Annotated in this window: 20 protein-coding genes, 1 rRNA gene and 1 riboswitch; of the genes, 6 read left to right on the top strand and 15 right to left on the bottom strand. The window is 71.3% G+C overall.

From position 1 onward, the window contains the following. Positions 1 to 219: 219 nt before the first annotated feature. From ACFV3E_RS44730 to ACFV3E_RS44720, 3 genes are all read left to right on the top strand, one after another. Positions 220 to 1,236 (top strand): alcohol dehydrogenase catalytic domain-containing protein, encoded by a 1,017-nt coding sequence (locus tag ACFV3E_RS44730; protein ID WP_500542028.1) that lies wholly within the window; start codon positions 220 to 222, stop codon positions 1,234 to 1,236. A gap of 79 nt (positions 1,237 to 1,315) precedes the next feature. After that, entirely contained in the window at positions 1,316 to 1,909 is a 594-nt protein-coding gene (locus ACFV3E_RS44725) for a TetR/AcrR family transcriptional regulator (RefSeq protein WP_500542026.1), read from the top strand. 260 nt (positions 1,910 to 2,169) lie between these two features. Next, positions 2,170 to 2,997, top strand: coding sequence for a PhzF family phenazine biosynthesis protein (locus ACFV3E_RS44720; RefSeq protein ID WP_500542024.1), 828 nt, complete (start codon positions 2,170 to 2,172; stop codon positions 2,995 to 2,997). A 7-nt stretch (positions 2,998 to 3,004) separates the two neighbouring features. On the opposite strand, the gene ACFV3E_RS44715 is transcribed toward ACFV3E_RS44720, so the two are convergent. From ACFV3E_RS44715 to ACFV3E_RS44705, 3 genes are read right to left on the bottom strand one after another with little or no spacing between them, the layout of a single operon-like run. Further along, positions 3,005 to 3,832, bottom strand: coding sequence for a CPBP family intramembrane glutamic endopeptidase (locus ACFV3E_RS44715; protein WP_500542022.1), 828 nt, complete (start codon positions 3,830 to 3,832; stop codon positions 3,005 to 3,007). 34 nt (positions 3,833 to 3,866) lie between these two features. Then, positions 3,867 to 5,363 (bottom strand): glutamate-cysteine ligase family protein, encoded by a 1,497-nt coding sequence (locus ACFV3E_RS44710; protein WP_500542020.1) that lies wholly within the window; start codon positions 5,361 to 5,363, stop codon positions 3,867 to 3,869. A 33-nt stretch (positions 5,364 to 5,396) separates the two neighbouring features. Beyond that, entirely contained in the window at positions 5,397 to 5,558 is a 162-nt protein-coding gene (locus ACFV3E_RS44705) for a hypothetical protein (protein ID WP_500542032.1), read from the bottom strand. A 363-nt stretch (positions 5,559 to 5,921) separates the two neighbouring features. Between ACFV3E_RS44705 and ACFV3E_RS44700 the strand changes: the two genes are divergently transcribed. Both ACFV3E_RS44700 and ACFV3E_RS44695 read left to right on the top strand, forming a co-directional pair. Beyond that, positions 5,922 to 6,512 (top strand): hypothetical protein, encoded by a 591-nt coding sequence (locus tag ACFV3E_RS44700; RefSeq protein WP_500370780.1) that lies wholly within the window; start codon positions 5,922 to 5,924, stop codon positions 6,510 to 6,512. A 249-nt stretch (positions 6,513 to 6,761) separates the two neighbouring features. Next, complete coding sequence (locus ACFV3E_RS44695; protein WP_319139728.1) at positions 6,762 to 6,968, top strand: DUF5999 family protein; 207 nt, start codon at positions 6,762 to 6,764, stop codon at positions 6,966 to 6,968. Positions 6,969 to 7,040: 72 nt separating this feature from the next. Here ACFV3E_RS44695 and gcvP read toward each other — a convergent pair whose 3' ends face one another. After that, positions 7,041 to 9,929: an aminomethyl-transferring glycine dehydrogenase gene (gene gcvP, locus ACFV3E_RS44690; RefSeq protein WP_500542018.1), complete on the bottom strand. Its 2,889-nt coding sequence runs from the start codon at positions 9,927 to 9,929 to the stop codon at positions 7,041 to 7,043. A 155-nt stretch (positions 9,930 to 10,084) separates the two neighbouring features. After that, positions 10,085 to 10,189: riboswitch (glycine riboswitch) on the bottom strand. Between the two features lie 101 nt (positions 10,190 to 10,290). On the opposite strand from gcvP, the gene ACFV3E_RS44685 reads away from it, so the two are divergent. Continuing rightward, positions 10,291 to 10,671 (top strand): PRC-barrel domain-containing protein, encoded by a 381-nt coding sequence (locus ACFV3E_RS44685; RefSeq protein WP_499510563.1) that lies wholly within the window; start codon positions 10,291 to 10,293, stop codon positions 10,669 to 10,671. Here ACFV3E_RS44685 and ACFV3E_RS44680 read toward each other — a convergent pair. The 11 genes from ACFV3E_RS44680 to rrf form a co-directional block, all read right to left on the bottom strand. Further along, positions 10,584 to 12,038 (bottom strand): DNA polymerase IV, encoded by a 1,455-nt coding sequence (locus ACFV3E_RS44680; RefSeq protein WP_500542016.1) that lies wholly within the window; start codon positions 12,036 to 12,038, stop codon positions 10,584 to 10,586. The two genes, ACFV3E_RS44685 and ACFV3E_RS44680, sit on opposite strands and share 88 nt — an antisense overlap. Positions 12,039 to 12,131: 93 nt before the next feature. Then, positions 12,132 to 12,755 carry a MerR family transcriptional regulator gene (locus tag ACFV3E_RS44675; protein ID WP_499510565.1) on the bottom strand — a complete coding sequence of 208 codons (624 nt, stop codon included), beginning with the start codon at positions 12,753 to 12,755 and terminating at the stop codon, positions 12,132 to 12,134. A 191-nt stretch (positions 12,756 to 12,946) separates the two neighbouring features. After that, a complete protein-coding gene (locus ACFV3E_RS44670) occupies positions 12,947 to 13,420 on the bottom strand; it encodes a bifunctional nuclease family protein (protein ID WP_018558705.1) in 474 nt (157 codons plus the stop codon). Positions 13,421 to 13,509: 89 nt separating this feature from the next. Continuing rightward, positions 13,510 to 14,256 (bottom strand): transcriptional regulator FtsR, encoded by a 747-nt coding sequence (ftsR, locus tag ACFV3E_RS44665; protein WP_500542014.1) that lies wholly within the window; start codon positions 14,254 to 14,256, stop codon positions 13,510 to 13,512. Positions 14,257 to 14,275: 19 nt separating this feature from the next. Then, complete coding sequence (locus tag ACFV3E_RS44660; protein WP_500542030.1) at positions 14,276 to 15,097, bottom strand: FHA domain-containing protein; 822 nt, start codon at positions 15,095 to 15,097, stop codon at positions 14,276 to 14,278. A gap of 111 nt (positions 15,098 to 15,208) precedes the next feature. Continuing rightward, positions 15,209 to 16,183 carry a DUF881 domain-containing protein gene (locus tag ACFV3E_RS44655; RefSeq protein WP_500542012.1) on the bottom strand — a complete coding sequence of 325 codons (975 nt, stop codon included), beginning with the start codon at positions 16,181 to 16,183 and terminating at the stop codon, positions 15,209 to 15,211. A gap of 7 nt (positions 16,184 to 16,190) precedes the next feature. Next, entirely contained in the window at positions 16,191 to 16,523 is a 333-nt protein-coding gene (locus ACFV3E_RS44650; RefSeq protein WP_003984969.1) for a small basic family protein, read from the bottom strand. Beyond that, positions 16,520 to 17,461: a DUF881 domain-containing protein gene (locus tag ACFV3E_RS44645; RefSeq protein WP_500542010.1), complete on the bottom strand. Its 942-nt coding sequence runs from the start codon at positions 17,459 to 17,461 to the stop codon at positions 16,520 to 16,522. Before ACFV3E_RS44645 ends, ACFV3E_RS44650 begins: the two co-directional genes overlap by 4 nt. A 94-nt stretch (positions 17,462 to 17,555) precedes the next feature. Then, positions 17,556 to 20,051, bottom strand: coding sequence for a sugar phosphate nucleotidyltransferase (locus tag ACFV3E_RS44640; RefSeq protein WP_500542008.1), 2,496 nt, complete (start codon positions 20,049 to 20,051; stop codon positions 17,556 to 17,558). A 141-nt stretch (positions 20,052 to 20,192) separates the two neighbouring features. Then, a complete protein-coding gene (clsA, locus tag ACFV3E_RS44635; RefSeq protein WP_026250929.1) occupies positions 20,193 to 20,801 on the bottom strand; it encodes a cardiolipin synthase ClsA in 609 nt (202 codons plus the stop codon). A 115-nt stretch (positions 20,802 to 20,916) separates the two neighbouring features. After that, positions 20,917 to 21,004: ribosomal RNA gene (gene rrf, locus ACFV3E_RS44630) — 5S ribosomal RNA — on the bottom strand; the annotation flags it as partial.

Below are 21,004 nucleotides of genomic sequence, written 5' to 3'. Positions count from 1 at the left end.
CATCAATAACGGTCACGAGCCGTCGTCCCCGTGGAGATAAATGTTACGTCGGGCGGCGCTTGACGCATTTGAGACGACCGGTCATATTGGTTTTTGGCGCAGGCCCGCCCGTCGCTCCGGCGTGACGGGCGCGGCCTGCGCCGCGGCCTGGCGCCGCCCTCGCGGCGGCGCCCCACCCGGCCACCCCCCACCCCACCGGTCGACCCGTCGAGGAGAACCATGTCCACGTACCGCGCATTCGAGGTCACAGGCGCCCGCAACTTCGAGCTCGTCACCCGCGAGGTCGTCGCCCCGCCCGCCGGGCACGTGCGGCTGAGGGTGGAGAGCTGCGGCGTCTGCCACTCCGACGCGCTCGCCGTGGAGGGCCTGCGGGCCGACCCGTCGCAGCCGGTCGTCCCCGGCCACGAGGTCGTCGGCGTCATCGACGCCGTCGGCGAGGGCGTGAGCGCCTGGCGCGTCGGCGACCGGGTGGGCGTCGGCTTCCTGGGCGGTCACTGCGGCGAGTGCACGTCCTGCCGCCGCGGGGACTTCGTCAACTGCACCGACCAGCCGCAGACCGGCACCACCACCGACGGCGGTTACGCCGAGGTCCTCATCACCCGCAGCAGCGGCCTGGTCCGGGTGCCGGACGAGCTCTCCCCCACCCTCGCCGCCCCGCTGCTGTGCGCCGGACTCACGACCTTCAGCGCCCTGCGCCGGCTGGACGTCCGCCCCGGCGCGCTCGTCGCGGTCCAGGGCATCGGCGGCCTCGGCCACCTGGGCCTCCAGTACGCCGCCCGGCTCGGCTACCGCGTCGCGGCCATCGCCCGCGGCCAGGAGAAGGAGAAGCTCGCCCTCGAACTCGGCGCGAGCCACTACATCGACAGCTCGGCGCAGGACCCCGGAGCCGAGCTGCGCAAGCTGGGCGGCGCGGACGCCATCGTCGCCACCGCGGCGAACGGCACGTCGATGACGCCGCTGGTCCCCGGACTCGCCCCGCGCGGGCACATGGTCGTGGTCGGCGTCTCCATGGACCCGGTCTCCGTCGCCACGACCGACCTCGTCCTCGGTTCGCGCACCATCAGCGGGAGCCTGACCGGCTCCGCGATCGAGAACGAGGACAACCTCGAGTTCAGCTCGCGCTCCGGCATCCGCCCGATGGTCGAGACGATGCCCCTGTCGCGGGCGCCCGAGGCCTACGAGCGCATGATGTCCGGCAAGGCCCGCTTCCGGGTGGTCCTGGACGCGGCGGCCTGACCCGGAGGGCCGAGCCCTGCCGGGTGTATTTTTGACAGAACAGAGACGACTGGCCATATTGCGGTGCGGAGGTGGCACCATGGCCCGGCAGAGCATGCGCGAGGCGATCGTCGACGCGGCGGTCGCACAGTTCCACGCGAAGGGGTACAACGCCGCAGGCGTGAAGGACATCACGGACGCGGCCGGCGTTCCGAAGGGGTCGTTCTACAACCACTTCGACAGCAAGGAGTCGCTGGCCCTCGTCGCGCTCGACCGCTACGGCGCGGGCCGGCGGACGCACGAGCTGGCGGAACCCGGCACCGCGCCGCTGGCGCGGCTGCGCGCGCACTTCGAGTTCCTGCGCGACGAGACCGTGGACGCGGACTTCACCCGGGGCTGCATGATCGGCAACTTCGGCGCCGAGATCGCCGACCACAGCGAGACGATCCGCGCGGGCGTCCGTGAGTCCCTCGGCCAGTGGGCCTCGTCGATCTCCGGCGCGCTCGCCGAGGCACAGCAGGCCGGCGAGCTGCGGGCGGACCTCGACACCGAGCGGACGGCGCGGTTCATCCTCAACACCTGGGAGGGCACGCTGATCGCCGCGCGTTCCGGCCGCTCGGGCGAGGCCTTCGACGACTTCTTCGAAACGGTCTTCGGAACGCTGCTCGCACCGCCGCCGCCCCCGGCGGCATGACGGACCGGTGCCCGGACGCGGCATGGCGTCCGGGCACCGGCATCCCGTGGACGACCGGTGTGCCGTCCAGCGCACCGTGGTGACCCTGCACGACGTGACCCGAGGGCGGACGACCCGGCCCGCCCCGGCTTCGCGCCTCTCAAGTGGGCCGGTTCCGGTACCGGTTGGGGCGCGACAGCGGCTGCGGCACCAATGGCGCGGGCCACAACCCCTGGATTGGCCCTGGCCGGTGGCGTCCGGACCTCCGTACGCTCGCCGGCATGCGGATTCGTATCGTCGACGCCTTCACCGACCGCCCCTTCGCCGGCAACCCCGCGGGTGTCCTGCTGCTGGACGCGGACGCCTTCCCCTACGACGGCTGGCTCCAGCGGGTGGCCGCCGAGGTCAACCTCTCCGAGACCGCCTTCGCCCACCCCACGCCGGGCGCCCAGGACGCGGACTGGGCCCTGCGCTGGTTCACCCCCAAGGCCGAGGTGAACATGTGCGGGCACGCCACCCTCGCCACCGCGCACATCCTGCACAGCACGGGCGCCGCGCGTGGACCGGTGCGGTTCGGCGCCCGCTGCGGCATCCTCACGACGACGGCCGACGACGACGGCACCATCACCATGGACTTCCCCGTCGCCCCGCTGACCTCGGTGGTCGTCACCGACGACATCGGCGCCGCGATCGGCGCCGACGTGCTGTCCGTGCACGAGACGGGTGACGACGTGGGCGACCTGCTGGTGGAGGTCGTCGACGAGAAGACCGTGCGGGCGCTCACCCCCGATGTCGCCGCCGTCGCTGCGCTGCCGTCCAGGCGCGGCCTGATCGTGACGGCCGCCGCCGAGTCCCCGGCGACGAGCGGCTACGACTTCGTCTCGCGCGGTTTCTTCCCCGCCGTCGGCATCGACGAGGACCCGGTCACCGGCAGCGCCCACACCGCCCTGGCACCGTTCTGGTCGCGGCGTCTGGGCCGCGACGAGCTCACCGGGTTGCAGGCCTCGGCGCGTTCGGGCCTGGTGCGGACGGTTCTGTGCGGCGACCGTGTGCGGCTCAGCGGCCGTGCCGTCACCGTGATCGACGGCGAGCTGCACGCCCACCCGTAGCGGGGCCTCACGCGGTCGGCAGCCAGCCGACCTTCCCGGCGAGCAGCGCGTAGCCCACGAAGGCCACGATGTCGATCAGCGCGTGGGCCGCCACCAGCGGCCCCACCCGGCCCCAGCGCCGGTAGAGCAGGACGAAGACGACGCCCATCGCCATGTTCCCGATGAGCCCGCCGATGCCCTGGTAGAGGTGGTACGAGCCGCGCAGCACACTGCTGGCCACCAGCGCGCCGACCGGCGTCCAGCCCAACTGGCCCAGTCTGCGCAGCAGGTAGCCGACGACGACGACCTCCTCGAGCACCGCGTTCTGGACCGCCGAGGCGATCAGCACGGGGATCTTCCACCAGACGTCGGGCAGCGACTCCGGCACGACCGTCAGGTTGAACCCGGAGGCGCGCGCGCCCAGGTAGAACAGCAGCCCGGTTCCGCCGATGGCCGCGGCCACCGCGGCACCGCGCAGCAGGTCGGTCCGCGGGCGGCGCAGGTCGAAGCCGATGGCCGGCATGCCCGTGCCCTCGCGGGCCAGCAGGTGGGCGACGAGTGCGACCGGGACGAGCGCGGTGGCGACACCGAACAGCTGCCAGGCCAGGTCCAGCCACGGACGGCCCGGCGCCTGCGAGCCGACGAGGGTGGCCGCCTGGTCCTTGAGCCCGCCGGGCTTGGTCAGCGAACCGATGAAGCTGATCAGCGCCGCGAGCGCGCTCGCCCCGAGCGACAGCGCGAGCACCAGGAGGGTCTCGCTGCGCAGCGCGCGCGGGCCGAGCCGCTCCACCGGCCCGGCCCCGGACCCGCCCGGCTCCGCCGCATTCCTGTCCACAGATGCCTCCACCGGCGCCATCCTGCCTCATCGGCTCGGCGGCACGGGCGGCGGCTCAGCGTTCCAGCGGCCACTCGTGCACGGGGGCGCCGGTGTGCATCAGCTCGCAGTAGCGCAGGGTCATCGCGGCCAGCGCCCGCTGCCGGTCCAGTCCGCGGTCCAGCTCCTGGTGGAAGGCGACGGCCTGCCACTCGGCGCCGTTCGTGCGCTTGCGGCAGCGGCCCTCGATGATGCCGAGGTAGTGGTCCCGGTCCACCGGGTCGATGCCCCACGCGTCCAGTCCGGCGGCCGCCATCGGGAGCAGTTCGTCCTGGACGAGTTCGACGGCCCCGATCTCCACGAGGCCGTTGCCGCGCCCCGGCCGGGGCCAGGTGAACACCGCGTCGATGCCGTACCGGCACGCGGCGTCGAAGTTCGCCGCGGCGGCCGCGAACGGCAGCCGGCTCCACACCGGGCGCGACGTCTCGGCGAGGGAGCGGACGAGCCCGTAGTAGAAGGCGGTGTTGGCGAGCACGTCGGCGACGGTCGGCCCGGCGGGCATCACCCGGTTCTCCACCCGCAGGTGCGGCACGCCGTCGACGACGGCGTACACCGGGCGGTTCCAGCGGTAGATCGTGCCGTTGTGCAGGGTGAGTTCCTTCAGCTGCGGCACCCCGCCCTCGTCCAGGACGTGCAGCGGGTCCTCGTCCTCGCAGATCGGCAGCAGGGAGGGGAAGTAGCGCACGTTCTCGGCGAAGAGGTCGTACGCGGAGTCGATCCAGCGCTCGCCGAACCAGGTCAGCGGGCGCACGCCCTGGGCCCGGTGTTCCTCGGGGCGGGTGTCGGTGGCCTGCTGGAACAGCGTGGGGCGGGTCTCCCGCCACAGCTCACGCCCGAACAGGAAGGGCGAGTTGGCGCCGAGCGCGACCTGGGGGCCGGCCACCGCCTGCGCTGCGTTCCACACCGCGGCGAACCGCACGGGGGTCACCTGCAGGTGCATCTGCATCGAGGTGCACGCGGCCTCCGGGGCGATCGAGCCGGAGACGCAGGTCAGCCGCTCCACCCCCGAGATGTCCAGGGTGATGTCCTCGCCGCGGGCGGCGAGGATGCGGTCGTTGAGCAGCATGTAGCGGTCGACGCGGGACAGGTTGGCTCCGACCAGGTCCTGCGCGCCGAGGGTGGGCAGGATTCCCACCATCACGATGCGGGCGCCGACCTCGCGGGCCTTTCCCTCGGCATATCCCAGGCCCATGCGCAACTCTTCTGCGAGCCGGTCCAGGACCCGGCCGGAAAGCCGGTGCGGGGCGATGTTCACTTCAATGTTGAACTGTGCGAGCTCGGTCTGGAAATCACGGCTCGCGATGCGCTCGAGGACCTCCTCGTTCATCATGCGCGGCAGCCCGTCGCGGTCGGTGAGATTGAGTTCGATCTCCAGCCCCATCAGATTGCGGGGCCGGTCGAATCGCTTCTCCTCCAGCAGTCGCTCCAACCCCAGCAGGCACTGCTTCAGCTTCCTGCGGTAGCGCTGGCGGTCGGCCAGGTCGAACCCCGTGGCCGCGACCTTTTCCCCCATCGGAGGTCCTTCCTCGAGTGGGCCGTGATCACATCATGCCCAGCCCTGAGATCGATAAGGCCTCCGGCGCCGGCGCCGAGCCGCTAAGCTGGCCACGAGCACCGTCTTGCGGCACATTCCGCGGGCAAGGACGGAATTCACATGCCGGCGGCGGCAGTGTCGTGAAAAACACCGACGAGATTCAGCCATCCGCAGTAACGCAGAAAGCGCAGTTCACGGCGTGGGCGACGGCGCAATTGGGGCGCTATTACCTGCCCAGGGTGACCGGGAAGCGCCTTGCCCGTAATATCACTGACGGCTAGATGAAACACTGCGCGAACACTCCTCGTATATCCTTCGTTCACAGGCAGAGCCTCCGCGACCCGCCGCGCGCCCGCGACGCATCCGGCCACGGGAAGGGATCCGCATGCCCACGCTGATTCCGAACGTCGCCGCCCCCACGCGCCCCGCGGATCCGGGCTGTCCCGGCCTGCCGCAGTGTCATCTGCTCCATCGCTGACAGTGCTGTCCGCACCCCGTCGAACACCCCCCGTGTCTCCTCATGAGAGGCCGCCCACCATGCCGCTGCAGGTAGCCCCAGCCCCCGCTCCCGCCCTGCGGAGCGTTCTCGCCGCCCTGAGCTCCCCCACCGCCGTCCGTGAGGCCCGCACCCCCTCACTGCGCAACGCCACGGGGCCCCTGGTCGCCGAGCATCCGCTCCCCCTGCACGTCCTCGACCCCGTGATCACCGAACCGGGAGGACTGCCTCGGGCGCGACTGACCGGCTGGCGCTTCCACATCCGTACCGGCGACAAGGTGGCCGCCGCGGGCGAGACCGTGGACACCCCGGACGGCTGGGCGTTCTCGCACTTCTGCGAGGGCCCGTACCTGGCCTCCACCGAGCGCGCGCTGCGCCAGGCCGATGCGCTCACCACCCCCTACCAGCCGCACCTGCTCTCGGTACCGGGGCTCTACATGCTGACGCTGTGGCTGCACGGGGACGTCGCAGCGGACGCGGGCACGGCCCAGCCGGCCCCTTCCGACCTGCTGATCCCGCTGGCGCCGGCCCCGCCGGGGATCGCCGCGCACCGCATGCACCGGCTCTCCGACCTGGTGCCGGTGCTCACCCTGCGGCTGGCTCCGCCACCACTGCTCGGCACCACCGCCTGAGGCTCCCGGCTGGGGCGACCCGCACACGCCTCCGTGACCGTCCGGTCACGGAGGCGTTGCATTGTCCGGGCAACCGCCCGCGAGAGTGAATGCGTCCCCAACTAACGAGGACAGCTCACGCGAAATCCCTGCGGAAATCCCTCAGTAGAGCAACACTGGGACCGACCGACTGAACGGGGGAGCGGCATGACTGAGGTTCCTACCCAAGGCAGCCGTACTTCACACCACTCGCAGCGAAAGACGTCGTCCATGTGCCCGCACCAGCCGCATTGCCCGTCCGCCGGCAGCCCCGACCGCGAGGCCGCCCACATCATGGCCAGCCACCCCGAGCAGGGCTGGAGCCTGCTGTGCAACGGCGTCCTGCTCTTCGAGGACACCGGTGAGCTGCTCCCCGACGGGCAGATCATCGCCCCGCACCGCCCGCTCGGCAGCGAGCACATCGTCACGGCGGCCTGACCCGGGCCGGGAACGAACCAGGGCCGACCCCGCTGCAGCAGCGGGGCCGACCCTTGAGCGCGTCAGGCGCCCTTACGCGTCGTACTCGTCCAGCGGGGGGCAGGAGCAGACCAGGTTGCGGTCGCCGAAGGCGCCGTCGATGCGGCGGACCGGCGGCCAGTACTTGTCCGCGGCCGACACACCGGAGGGGAAGACCGCCTCCTCACGGGAGTACGGGTGCTCCCAGTCGCCGCCCAGCGCCGCCGCCGTGTGCGGGGCGTTGCGCAGCGGGTTGTCCTGCGCGGGCCACTCCCCCGAGCCGACCCGCTCGATCTCGGCGCGGATCGCGATCATCGTGTCGCAGAAGCGGTCCAGCTCCGCGAGGTTCTCGCTCTCCGTCGGCTCGATCATCAGCGTCCCGGCCACCGGGAACGACATCGTCGGCGCGTGGAAGCCGTAGTCGATCAGGCGCTTGGCGACGTCGTCGACCGTCACGCCCGTCTCCTTGGTCAGCGGGCGCAGGTCGATGATGCACTCGTGCGCGACGAGACCGCCGGGACCCGTGTAGAGCACCGGGAAGTGCGGCTCCAGGCGCTTGGCCACGTAGTTCGCGCTGAGCACCGCAACCTGGGTGGCGCGCTTGAGGCCCTCGCCGCCCATGAGCCGCACGTACGCCCAGGAGATCGGCAGGATGCCGGCCGAGCCCCACGGGGCGGCCGAGATCGGGCCGACGCCCGTCTCCGGGCCGGCGGCCGGCTGGAGCGGGTGGTTCGGCAGGTACGGGGCGAGGTGGGCGCGGACAGCGACCGGGCCGACGCCGGGGCCGCCGCCGCCGTGCGGGATGCAGAAGGTCTTGTGCAGGTTCAGGTGCGACACGTCGCCGCCGAAGTGACCGGGCTTCGCCAGGCCCACCAGGGCGTTGAGGTTCGCGCCGTCCACGTAGACCTGGCCGCCCGCGTCGTGCACCGCGGCGCAGATGTCGCCGATGTGCTCCTCGAAGACACCGTGCGTGGAGGGGTAGGTGACCATGAGCACGGCGAGCTCGTCGCGGTACTGCTCGATCTTGGCGCGCAGGTCCTCGACGTCGACCTCGCCGTCGCCCGCGGTCTTCACGACGACGACCCTCATGCCGGCCATCACGGCGCTGGCGGCGTTGGTGCCGTGCGCGGAGGACGGGATCAGGCAGACGGTGCGCTGGGCGTCACCGTTGGCGCGGTGGTAGGCGCGGACGGCGAGCAGGCCGGCGAGCTCACCCTGGGAGCCGGCGTTCGGCTGGAGGCTGACCTTGTCGTAGCCGGTGACCTCGGCGAGGCGCTCCTCCAGCTCACGGATGAGGGTCAGGTAGCCCTCGGCCTGGTCGGCGGGCGCGAAGGGGTGCAGCGCGCCGAACTCGGGCCAGGTGACCGGCTCCATCTCGGTGGTCGCGTTGAGCTTCATGGTGCAGGAGCCCAGCGGGATCATGCCGCGGTCCAGCGCGTAGTCACGGTCGGCGAGGCGGCGCAGGTAGCGCAGCATCGCGGTCTCGGAGCGGTGCTGGTGGAAGACCGGGTGGGTCAGGTAGTCCACGCCGCGGGTCAGACCGGCGGGCAGCGCGTCCTCGGTGGTCGCGTCCAGGGCCTCGACGTCGGCGCCGGTGACGCCGAAGGCGTCCCAGACCGCGGCGAGGTCGGCACGGCCGGTGGTCTCGTCGCAGGCGATGCCGACCAGGTCGGCGTCGACCTGGCGCAGGTTGACCCCGGCCTCGCGGGCGGCGGCCACGACCTCGGCGGCACGGCCGGGCACGCGGGCGGTGACGGTGTCGAAGAAGGCTCCGGTGGTCACCTCGACGCCGCCGGCGCGCAGGCCCGCGGCGAGGACCGAGGCGTAGCGGTGGGTGCGGCGGGCGATCTGCGCCAGGCCGTCCGGGCCGTGGTAGACCGCGTACATGCCGGCCATGACGGCGAGCAGCACTTGCGCGGTGCAGATGTTGCTGGTGGCCTTCTCGCGGCGGATGTGCTGCTCGCGGGTCTGCAGGGCCAGACGGTAGGCCCTGTCGCCGTCGGCGTCGACGGAGACGCCGACCAGACGGCCCGGGAGGCTGCGGGCGTACATGTCACGGACGGCCATGTAGCCGGCGTGCGGCCCGCCGAAGCCCATGGGCACACCGAAGCGCTGGGTGGTGCCGACCGCGATGTCCGCGCCGAGCTCGCCGGGAGAGGTGAGCACGGTCAGGGCCAGCAGGTCGGCGGCGACGGTGACGATCGCGCCGAGCCCGTGCGCCTGCTCCACGACCGGCTTGAGGTCGCGCACGGCGCCGGAGGCGCCCGGGTACTGCAGCAGCACGCCGAAGACGCCGCGCTCGGCGATCTCCGCCGGGATGCCCTCGCTGAGGTCGGCGACGACGACCTCGACGCCGGTCGGCTCGGCACGGGTCTCGATCACGGCGACGGTCTGCGGGAAGGTGTCGGCGTCGATCAGGAAGACGCCGTCCTTGACCTTGCCGACCCGGCGGGCCAGGGCCATGGCCTCGGCGGCCGCGGTGCTCTCGTCGAGCAGCGAGGCGCCGGAGGTGGACAGCCCGGTGAGGTCGGCGACGACCGTCTGGAAGTTCAGCAGGGCCTCCAGGCGGCCCTGGGAGATCTCCGGCTGGTAGGGCGTGTACGCCGTGTACCAGGCGGGGTTCTCCATGACGTTGCGCAGGATGACCGGCGGGGTGAAGGTGCCGTAGTAGCCGAGCCCGATCATGGGCCGCAGCACCTGGTTGCGGTCGGCGAGCGAACGCAGTTCGGCGAGGACCTCGGGCTCGGTGCGGGCGTCGGACAGACCGAGCGCCTCGGCGCTCTTGATGGTGTCCGGCACGGCGGCGGCGGTCAGCTCGTCCAGCGAGCCGTAGCCGACCTGCGCGAGCATCTTGGCCTGCGCACCGGCGTCGGGCCCGATGTGGCGCTGCTCGAAGGGGATGCCGCGCTCCAGCTCGGAGAGTGGGATGCGGTTGGCGGTCATCTGCGGAGGCCTCCTGGTCTGACGCGACACGGCCTCCCCCTCTGTCATCTGAACCTGAGAGCTTCACCGTCCCGCAGGTGCCGGGACGGCTTTCACCGTCGGTGAGGAAGCGGCCGCGCACGCGGTGTGCCGCCCTTCCTGCTTTCCAGAGTGACCTCACCCATGCGGTACGGATGCCTGAGAGATTCCGGGGAGGGTTTGCTCCTTCGGCGCCCGGCGGACGGTTCCCCGCGTCGCCAGGACTCTCCCGCAAGGGGTCAGCAGCCGCTGTCAGCGTACCAGCGCGGTCCGGGGACGGGTCATGTGACAGCCGCCACCTTTCGTGCCTAAATAGGATTAATCGCGACCAGTTGGAGGGACCGTGCAGACCGGTATCGATCCGCGCAGCCTCATCGGGCGCAGGGCCTTCGACCGCAACGGGATGAAGATCGGCACGGTCGACGAGGTGTACCTCGACGACGCCACCGGAGAGCCCGAATGGGCCGCGGTGCGCACCGGTCTGTTCAGCCGCGACGCCTTCGTACCGCTGGAACCGAGCGAGTTCACCGGGGAAGAGCTGCGCGTGCCGTTCGACAAGGCACTGATCAAGGACGCCCCCGACTTCGGCGTGGGCCGGCACCTCTCCCCCGAGCAGGAGCTGCAGCTCTACCACCACTACGGCATGAGCGGGCCTTCGCTGTCCGGCCCGGTGCCGGAGCCCCCGCCGGACCACGACTTCGGCAAGCTGGCCGGCGACGCTTGACGCGGGAGCCCCGGCAGGCCCGGTAACACCAGCGGGAGCGGCTCGGACGGCTCGAGCTCCGGGTCGGTCACCGCGAAGGTGCGCACCCGCCCCGGCACCGGCGAGCCCGGCTCCTCGAAGCGGACGGTGACCCTCCCGACCCCGCTGCCCTGCACCCATCCCGCGCCGTGCTCGGTGTGCCGCACGTCCTGGCCCGGCACCCAGCGCCGCTCCGCCGGCTCCTGCTCCCGGGCTTCCTCCGCGGACCGCTCCGGCGCCCTCTCGGACGGGGCGGACTCCTCCCCCGCCGCGCCCTCCTCCCGTCCGGCCGCCTGGGCGAACAGGTCCTCCTGCGTGAAGTCGGCGAGCCCCGCGACACCGACCCCGAGCAGGCGTACGCCGCCGGTGATCTCGACGGCCTCCAGCAGCCGCGCCGCGGTCTCCCGCACCACCGCGAGGTCGTCGGTCGGGGCGCGCAGGGTCTCCGAACGGGTCAGCGTCGTGAAGTCGTACCGCCGTACCTTCAGCACCACCGTGCGACCCGAGCGGCCCGCCGCGCGCAGCCTGCGCACGCAGCGGTCGGCCAGCCGGTCCACCTCGAGCCGGACCCGTACGCGGTCGGTGAGGTCGACGTCGAAGGTGTCCTCGACCGAGACCGACTTGCTCTCGCGGTCGGCGACCACGGGCCGCTCGTCGATCCCCAGGGCCATCCCGTGCACATGGGCGCCGTGCGCCTTGCCGAGCAGCCGCACCAGCTCGGCCTCCCCCGCCTCCACGACCTCGCCGACCGTGAGGATGCCCGCCCGCCGCAGGTGCTCCGCCGTCGCCGGCCCCACGCCGGGCAGCGTACGCACCTGCATGGGGGCCAGCAGCTCGCGCTCGGTGCCGGGCTCGATGACGACCAGCCCGTCGGGCTTGGCCTGCTCCGAGGCGATCTTGGCGAGCAGCTTGGAGCCCGCGAGCCCCACCGAGCCGGTGACCCCGGTGGCCGCCCGGATGTCCGCCCGCAGCCGCTCGCCCACCGCGCGCGGGTCGTCCGCGATCCCGCCCGCCTCCAGGTCCACGAAGGCCTCGTCGAGGCTGAGCGGCTCGACCAGCGGCGACAGCCGTGAGAGCAGCTCCATGACGATGTCGCTGATCTGCCGGTAGACGGCGAAGCGCGGCACGAGGTACGCGGCGTTCGGGCACAGCCGGCGCGCGTGGGCCATCGCCATGGCCGAGTGCACCCCGTGCACCCGGGCCTCGTACGAGGCGGTCGCGACCACGCCGCGCGGCCCGAGACCTCCCACGACGACCGGCTTCCCCCGCAGACTCGGCTTCGCGACCTGCTCGACGGCGGCGAAGAACGCGTCCATGTCCAGGTGGAGGATGGTCGGCGCGCTTCTCACAGTCACCGATGGTGCCCCACGGGTCCGACATCCGCCGTACGCCTGTACGGCGGACGGGTGGGCCGCGGTCCGGCCCGCGCGGTTCGGCCCGGTTCAGCCCGCGCGGTTGCGGCGCCGCGCCAGCTCGTCGCCCGGGTTGTGGCCGACCACGGTCTCCCCGGTGTCGACGCGCTCGGAGTGCAGCTGCGACAGGGCGCCCTCGACGTCCCGCCACACCACTCCCACGGCGATCCCGAAGATCCCCTGACCGCCCTGGAGGAGGTCGACGACCTCGTCAGGCGAGGTGCACTCGTACACCGTCGCGCCGTCGCTCATCAGCGTCATGCGGGTGAGCTCGGCGGGCGCGCTGGACCGCAGGTGCTGCACGGCGGTGCGGATGTTCTGCAGGGACACGCCCGTGTCGAGGAGCCGCTTGACGATCTTGAGGACCACGACGTCCCGGAAGCTGTACAACCGCTGCGTCCCCGAGCCGTACGCAGGGCGGATGCTGGGCTCCACGAGCCCGGTACGCGCCCAGTAGTCCAGCTGGCGATACGTGATGCCGGTCGCCGCACAGGCGGTGGGCCCGCGGTAGCCGACCCGTTCGCCGGCCCCCTCCGGCTGCTGTCCCGAGGTGTCGCCCGAACCCCCTCCGGGGGGCGTCGCGGCGTTGCGGGCCAAGGCCCCGCGCATCGGATACGGGCCGCCAAAGGCCGTACCGTCGCCGGTGCTTCTCACGCCGACCTCCCGTCCCTTCGCACCCCTCAGGGCACGCGCACGTGCCATCGGGACTTTCCTTCTCGACGGTAGGCAGTCACTCCGGGTGCGTCAACGATCGCCACGCTCGGCACGCCGAGTGATATCAACCCCAGAGGTGGTTTCCCGTGTCCATGGTGGGGGTAAGGCTGGACGAATGGCCTTGGCGGGCCCTATTGACTGCTGGTTCCGAAGTCCTCCGGCGAGATCTGGTCGAGGAACTCGCGGAACTTCTCGACCTCGTCCTCCTGCTCGTCGGGAATGGCGATGCCGGCGTCGTCCAGCACCCCGTCGCTCCCGTAGATGGGGGTTCCGGTGCGCAGCGCGAGCGCTATGGCATCCGAGGGACGGGCGCTCACCTCGACGCCACTGGCGAACACCAGCTCGGCGTAGAAGACGCCGTCACGCAGGTCGGTGATCCGGACCTCGGTCAGCGTCTGGCCGACGGCCTCGAGCACGTCCTTGAACAGATCATGGGTCAGCGGCCGCGCGGGCGTCATGCCCTGTTGCGCGAAAGCGATGGCGGTGGCCTCCCCCGGCCCGATCCAGATGGGCAGGTAGCGGTCGCCTCCCACTTCCCGCAGGAGCACAATCGGCTGGTTGGAGGGCATTTCGACCCGGACACCCACGACGTCGAGCTCGTTCACACAGCAACCCTAGGCCGTGCCCGGCAGGTTTGGGTAGTCGGGACGGGCCCGGCCGGTCACCGACCGGGCGTGTCCTGGCCAATGTCGGCTCAGAAGAGCCGCACCCTCAGCGCGGACTGCACCAGCGCCGCGTGCAGCCGCACGGACAGCGCCGCCAGCTCCCGCGCGGTGGCCTCCGCGTGCGTCCTGGTCTGCGGATTGCGGTGCCTGCGCAGGGGCGCGACCACCTGCTCCACCAGACCGGCCTCACGATCGGCGGCCGCCTTCACCGCCCGCAGATGGCGCGGTTCGAGCCCGAAGCGGCCCAGATCGGCCACGATCTTGGCGATGTGCACCGTTTCGGCGTCGTAGTCACCGTCAGGACCGGCCTCCACCAGTCCGTACGCCTCCCACTGGGCGAGCTCGCCCGCTTCGGCGCCCGTGGCGGCCAGCAACTCGTCCCTGCCGATGCGCAGCGCCGCGGGTGCCTGCCGCTCCACCGCGCCGACCTCGATCAGCTCCCGGGACTCCCCGGAGGACGGGACGGGCAGCGGCAGCGGCTCGCCCCGGTCGAGGGCGTCGAGGTGCTCGCGGATCACTTTCAGCGGAAGATAGTGGTCACGCTGCATGCGCAGCACGTGCCCGAGCCGTTCCACGTCCCGGACGGTGAACTTCCGGTACCCGGAGGGCGTGCGTTGCGGCTCCACCAGCCCCTCCGCCTCCAGGAAGCGGATCTTGGAGATGGTGACCTCGGGGAACTCCTCCCGCAACTCGTTGAGCACCGCCCCGATGCTCAGCAGCCGGTCGTCCGCGGTGGCGGTGCCGTTGCCGGCACCGCCCGACGGTGTACGAAGCATGAACCTTCCCTCGCGGGGGTCAGGCGCCCCACTGGCTCGCGTAGAAGACCAGTCGGTACTTGCCGATCTGCACCTCGTCGCCACTGGACAGGGTCACCGAGTCGATCCGCTCGCGGTTGACGTAGGTGCCGTTGAGGCTGCCGACGTCGGAGACCGTGAAGGAACCGTCCTGAGCGCGCCGGAACTCCACGTGACGCCGCGAGACGGTGACGTCGTCCAGGAAGATGTCGCTCTCCGGGTGGCGGCCGGCCGTCGTCAGTTCGCCGTCCAGGAGGAAGCGGCTCCCCGAGTTGGGACCACGGCGTACCACCAGCAGCGCGGAGCCCGGCGGCAGCGCGTCGACCGCGGCCTGGGCCTCCGGGGACAGCGCCGGCAGCACGGTCTGTCCCGTCGCCTCGGCCTCGTACGCCTCGATCCCGGAGATGGAGATCGTGGACGTGGTCTCGGAGGCACGCTCGGACGGCACCGCGGCGCGCAGCGGCGCGCCGCAGTTGGAGCAGAAGCGGCTCGCTTCCGCGTTCTGGAACCCGCACCGCGTACAGACCGGCAAGGACCCTCCACCCGTGCTAGAGGCTGATGGTTGCTGGAAACCTATGCGCCCCGCAGCCGCAGGGTCAACAGAAACCGCGCCATGACCGCCCGAAATGTCACCGCCCGGAGCAGCGGTCCCGTCACGGAACAGCGGGCGCTCCTCGCCCGGTCCCTCCCCCTGCACGTGCCGCGGGGCGCGGTGCCGCGCCGTGGGGCTGTCACCAGCCTGACGCGAACTCTTGCCGAACCACTTACCGAACAACTTCACGGGCGATTCCCCTTGAACGACACAGACCCGCCCGTGGGGCAGGACGAACCCTCAGTCACGACCAACACATAGTTTCCCTCACGCACCACCCCAGCGGTGCGGCGACCCCCCGCATTCTCCTGCCCTCCCCCGCAAACCCCACTCGCCCCCGCCTCACCGGGTCGACGACTGAGCGTAGTCAGGCTGCTCCGACGGCCGCAAGGCGTCGACAACGATCTTCTCCGATCGCGTCACGTCCGCTGTGGCCTGCTCCTTCTCCAAAGTCTGTACCACGCCGCCCGGGATGTTCAGGGCGGGTTCAAGATCCTGTGGATTACCGATGACCTTGAAGCGGTAGGGCGGGCTGACCTTGTGCCCGTCGATCTGCACACCGCCCGACCCCTGGATGAAGTAGGTGTCGGCCACGACCCGCACGTCGTTGATCTGGATCGCCTCCGCTCCCGCGGCGCGCAGCTCCTGCAGCGCGTCGAGCAGCATGTCGGCCTCGACGGCGTCCTGGGGGTCGTTGATCGTCAGCGTGATGCCGGGACCCTCGACGGCGACCGTGCCGGCCAGCACCCCGAGCTGCTCCGCCTTCTGCTCGGTCTGCTTGCGGGCCTCCTCGGCCTGGTCCGAGCTGTTCTCCAGCTCCGTGCGCTGCTCCTCGAGGCGCCGCCGCTCGTCGCCGAGCCGCTGCGAGCGGTTGTCCAGCTCGTCCAGGATGCGCACCAGGTCCTCCTGGCGGGCGCCGCGCAGCGCGCTGGTGTCGCTGGTCGAGCGGACCTGGATGGCCAGCCCCAGACCGAGGACGAACAGCAGCAGCGCGACGATCAACTGCGCCCGGGACACCCGCGGCGGCCACAGCCCCGCCTTGAGGCGTTGCCGGCCGCTCACGCCGGACGCCGTTCCCCGCGGTTCCCCCGCGTCCTGCGGCGGCTGCTGCCGACCGTGTGCGGATCGCTCCGCGTCCGACGGCCCGGCGGCCGGCACCGGTCCGGCGGCGGGCAGCTCCGGGCGCGCCGCGGGCCGCTCCCGCGCCGGCATCTCGGCTCCGGCCGGCGGCTCGGGGCGAGGCCGTTCCGGCCGGGAGGGCTCCACGGGCCGCGGCGCCTCCGGCCGCTCCGGCGTCTGGTCGTTCTCGTCGCTCATCGTGCTGTCACGCCCGGAAGACATGGCGGCGGATCGCCGCGGCGTTGGAGAAGATGCGGATGCCGAGGACGACGACCACACCCGTGGAGAGCTGCGCACCCACCCCCAGCTTGTCGCCCAGGAAGACGATCAGCGCGGCCACGACGACGTTGGACAGGAAGGAGACCACGAAGACCTTGTCGTCGAAGATCCCGTCGAGCATGGCCCGCAGACCGCCGAAGACGGCGTCGAGCGCGGCGACCACGGCGATCGGGAGGTAGGGCTCGACCACCGTCGGCACCACGGGGCGGACCACCAGGCCCACCACCACTCCAACGATCAGGCCCAGTACGGCGATCAATTCGTACCCTTCCCATTTCCGGATGCGCTCGACGACGGCCCGGCCGACGGGACCGGGGTCGCGGAGCGGATGATCAGGCTCGGAGCCGCGGGCAGTTCCAGCTTCTCCTTCTCGGAGATGCGCACGCGGATCCCGTAGTTCTCCTGCAGGACGTGCAAGTACTGCCCGTCCGCACCGTCCTGGAAGGACGTGCTCAGCTTCTGCGGGTCCCCGATCGCCAGGATCGTGTAGGGCGGAACCAGCGGCCGGTTGTCGACCAGTATGGCGTCACCCGCGGCACGGATGGCCGACAACGACGTCAACCGCTGTCCGTTGATGGAGATGGCCTCCGCCCCCGCCGCCCACAGGCCGTTGACCACGCGCTGCATGTCCCGGTCGCGCACCCGGCCGGTGTCGGTGAAGTCACTGGTCGTACGCGGATCGCTGCCGCCGCCCGACGAGGCCTCCTTGGCGTCGTTGACCTCCAGCTCGATGCCCGGCCCCCTGACCGGCGTCGCCCCGGCCAGGAGCGCCACGCGCTCCGTGTCACCGTCGCGGTCGTTGAGCGCCTGCCGCTGCTTGGCCGCCACGTCGTCGCGCAGCCCGTCCACGCTCTTCTGCAGCTCGTCGGCGGTACGGGTCTCGGACTCGATGCGGTCGATGAGCTTCTGCCGCTCCTTGGCCAGCGTCGGGGCGGCCACCTGCGTCTGCGCCGCGCCTATGGTGACCACCACGGCGGCCAGCACCAGGCCCAGTGCGAGCACCAGCCGGCCCCGCAGCGTTCCGGGCAGACGGGACGTGCCCGTGGCGCCCCGTCGGGCGGTGGCCTCGGCGTACCCGTCGTCGAGACTGTGCTCCATGACGTTCGTCAGCAGCGACATGGAGGCGTCCGGGCGCCGGGTCACGGCCCTCCCAGGGGCGCTGCTCCGATCGGGGTGCTGCTGCGACATGCCGCACATCGTCGCATGTCCGTGCCACCGACCTCGAACGGGCCCCTCCCGACGCGCCGTTCGTCGCGTCGGGAGGGGCCCGTGAGCCGGTGCCGGAGCGGGATCAGCGGCCGGCGCTGTCCACGATCGACGCCCACTCGTCGAGCAGTGCCTGCGCGGAGGCGTCGTCCGGCCCCTCCGCCCACACGTGCGTGACCGCCTCGGCCGGGTCGGGCAGCACCATCACCCAGCGGCCGTCCGCCTCGACCACGCGCACGCCGTCGGTGGTGTCGACGTTGCGGTCGCCCGCCTCCTCGACCACCCGGCGCATGACCAGGCCCTTGACCGCCCACGGCGTCGCCAGGTCCCGCTTGAGGACGTGGGCACGCGGGATGCGGGCGTCGATCTGGCTCAGGGTGAGCTGGGTACGGGCCACCAGGCCGATCAGCCGCACGAAGGCCGCGGCGCCGTCGAAGACGCTGCTGAACTCCGGGATGATGATGCCGCCCTTGCCGTCACCGCCGAAGATGGTCGTGTCCTGCCGGCCGACACGGGTGAGGTCGTCGGGCGAGGTCGTCGTCCAGTCCACCTGCGTCCCGTGGTACGCCGCGACCTGTTCGGCGATCCGGGTCGTCGTCACGGGGAGCGCCACCCGGCCGCTGCGCCGCTCGGCGGCGACCAGGTCGAGCATGACCAGCAGCGCCCGGTCGTCCTCGATGATCTTGCCGCGCTCGTCCACCAGCGACAGCCGCTCCCCGACCGGGTCGAAGCGCACGCCGAAGGCCGCCCGCGAGGACGCGACGATCTCCCCGAGCCGGACCAGGCCCGCACGCCGGCCGTCGGCCGTCTCGGTGGGCCTGGCCTCGTTGAGGCCGGGGTTGATCGTCAGCGAGTCCACCCCGAGCCGGCCGAGGAGGCTGGGCAGGACGAGGCCCGCGCTGCCGTTCGCGGCGTCGACCACGACCTTCAGCCCGGCGTCGGCGATGCCCGAGGTGTCCACGGCCCGCAGCAGCGCGCCCGTGTAGGAGTCGAAGACGCTCGCCGGGAAGTTCAGGTCGCCGATCTCACCGGGGAACGCACGGCGGTACTCCTGGCGCGCGAACACGCGGTCCAGCTTGCGCTGCCCCGCCGCCGACAGGTCGGCGCCGCGTTCGTCGAAGAACATGATGTCCACCGAGTCGGGGATGCCAGGACTCGTGCGGATCATGATGCCGCCGGCACTGCCGCGCGCGGTCTGCTGCCGCGCCACGGGCATCGGCACGTTCTCCAGGTCCCGCACGTCGATCGCGCTGGCCTGGAGCGCAGAGATCACCGCACGCTTCAGCGCACGGGCACCACGGGAGTGGTCACGGGCGGTCGTGACGGTCGCGCCCTTCTTGAGCGTCGTCGCGTACGCGCCCGCGAGGCGCACGGCGAGCTCCGGGGTGATCTCCACGTTCAGGATGCCGGAGACGCCGCGCGCGCCGAACAGGTTCGCCTGGCCCCTGGACTCCCAGATCACCGACGTGTTCACGAAGGCGCCGGCCTCGATGGTCTTGAACGGGTACACCCGGACGTTGCCCGCGATGATCGACTCCTCGCCGATCAGGCACTCGTCGCCGATGACCGCTCCGTCGTCGATCCGCGCCGCGCGCATTACGTCGGTGTTCTTGCCGATGACGCAGCCGCGCAGGTTGGTCTGCGGCCCGATGTAGACGTTGTCGTGGACGACGGCCTTGTGCAGGAAGGCCCCGGACTTCACGACGACGTTGGAGCCGATCACCGTGTGCTCGCGCAGCTCGGCCCCGGCCTCGACCTTGGCGTAGTCACCGACGTACAGGGGACCGCGCAGCGTCGCGTCCGGGTGCACCTCCGCGCCCTCGGCGACCCAGACGCCGGGCGAGATCTCGAAGCCCTCGAGGTCGACGTCGACCTTGCCCTCCAGGACGTCGGCCTGCGCCTTGATGTAGCTCTCGTGGGTGCCGACGTCCTCCCAGTAGCCCTCGGCGATGTAGCCGTAGACGGGCTTGCCTTCCTTCATCAACTGCGGGAAGACGTCACCGGACCAGTCCACCGAGACGTCGGCCTCGACGTAGTCGAAGACCTCCGGCTCCATGACGTAGATGCCGGTGTTCACCGTGTCCGAGAAGACCTGGCCCCAGGTCGGCTTCTCGAGGAAGCGCTCGACCTTGCCCTCCTCGTCGACGATGGTGATCCCGAACTCCAGGGGATTGGGCACCCGGGTCAGGCAGACCGTGACCAGCGCGCCCTTTTCCTTGTGGAAGTTGATCAGCTCGGTCAGGTCGAAATCGGTCAGTGCGTCACCGGAGATCACCAGGAACGAATCGTCCTTGAGTGCGTCCTCGGCGTTCTTGACGCTGCCGGCGGTGCCGAGTGGCTTCTCCTCGTTCGCGTAGGTGAGATCCATGCCGAGTTCTTCGCCGTCACCGAAGTAGTTCTTGACGAGCGAGGCGAGGAACTGCACGGTCACCACGGTCTCGGTCAGACCGTGCCGCTTGAGCAGCTTGAGCACGTGCTGCATGATCGGCTGATTCACGACCGGCAGCAGCGGCTTGGGCATGCTCGAGGTCATCGGGCGAAGGCGTGTGCCTTCGCCGCCGGCCATCACGACGGCCTTCATGTCGGAAGCGTCCTCCTCAAAGAGACGACTGTCTTGCCGACGTCACCCGTGCTCTCTCTCACGCGGACCGTCGCGGTCCCCCGGACCGCCGGTCACGCGCGGGGTACCCGGCCGGAGGGCTCTCCTGCCGGGTACGCGGGCTCAATCGGCCGTGGCGTCCGCCCTGACGAGTCGGCGGACCTGGACCACGTAGAGGATCCCTGCCCACCAATACAGCGTTGTACCCCATCCGGCGAACGCCCATCCGAAAATAGCAGCGAGCGTGTTCAGCCACCCGTCGCCGTCGCTCAGCAGCAGCAACGGAAAGGCGTACATGAGGTTGAAGGTGGCGGCCTTGCCCATGAAGTTGACCTGCGGCGGACCCCAGCCGTGCCGGCGCATGACCAGGATCATCACGCCCATGACGGCGTCCCGGGCCACCAGGATGGCCGTCAGCCACCACGGTAGGATCCCGCGCCACGTGAGGCCGATGATCGTGGAGACGATGTACAGACGGTCCGCGGCCGGGTCCAGCACCCTGCCGAGGCTGCTGATCTGGTTCCAGCGGCGCGCGAGCTTCCCGTCCAGGTAGTCGCTGACGCCGCTGAGGGCGAGCACGAGCAGTGCCCAGCCGTCGACCTTCGGACCGCCGAACTCGGGCCACAGGATGAGCCACAGGAACACGGGCACGCCCAACAGCCGTGCCATGCTCAGGATGTTGGGGATCGTGAAGACGCGATCCGTCTGCACCCTTGTCTCCTGGACCTCCACCGGGGGCCCCTTCTCTTGAACGTACGCTCGGATGATTCCACCCGACCTTACCTCAGGGCATGAAAAAGCCCGCCGCCGGGCCTCTCAAGAGGCTCCGGCGACGGGCTCAATAATTGTTCGGCGGCGTCCTACTCTCCCACAGGGTCCCCCCTGCAGTACCATCGGCGCTGAAAGGCTTAGCTTCCGGGTTCGAAATGTAACCG

The organism is Streptomyces sp. NPDC059718 (assembly GCF_042733315.1).
Taxonomy (GTDB): Bacteria; Actinomycetota; Actinomycetes; order Streptomycetales; family Streptomycetaceae; genus Actinacidiphila.
Note: the sequence above shows the minus strand (reverse complement) of the source record. Positions and strands in the feature narration are given on the sequence as shown.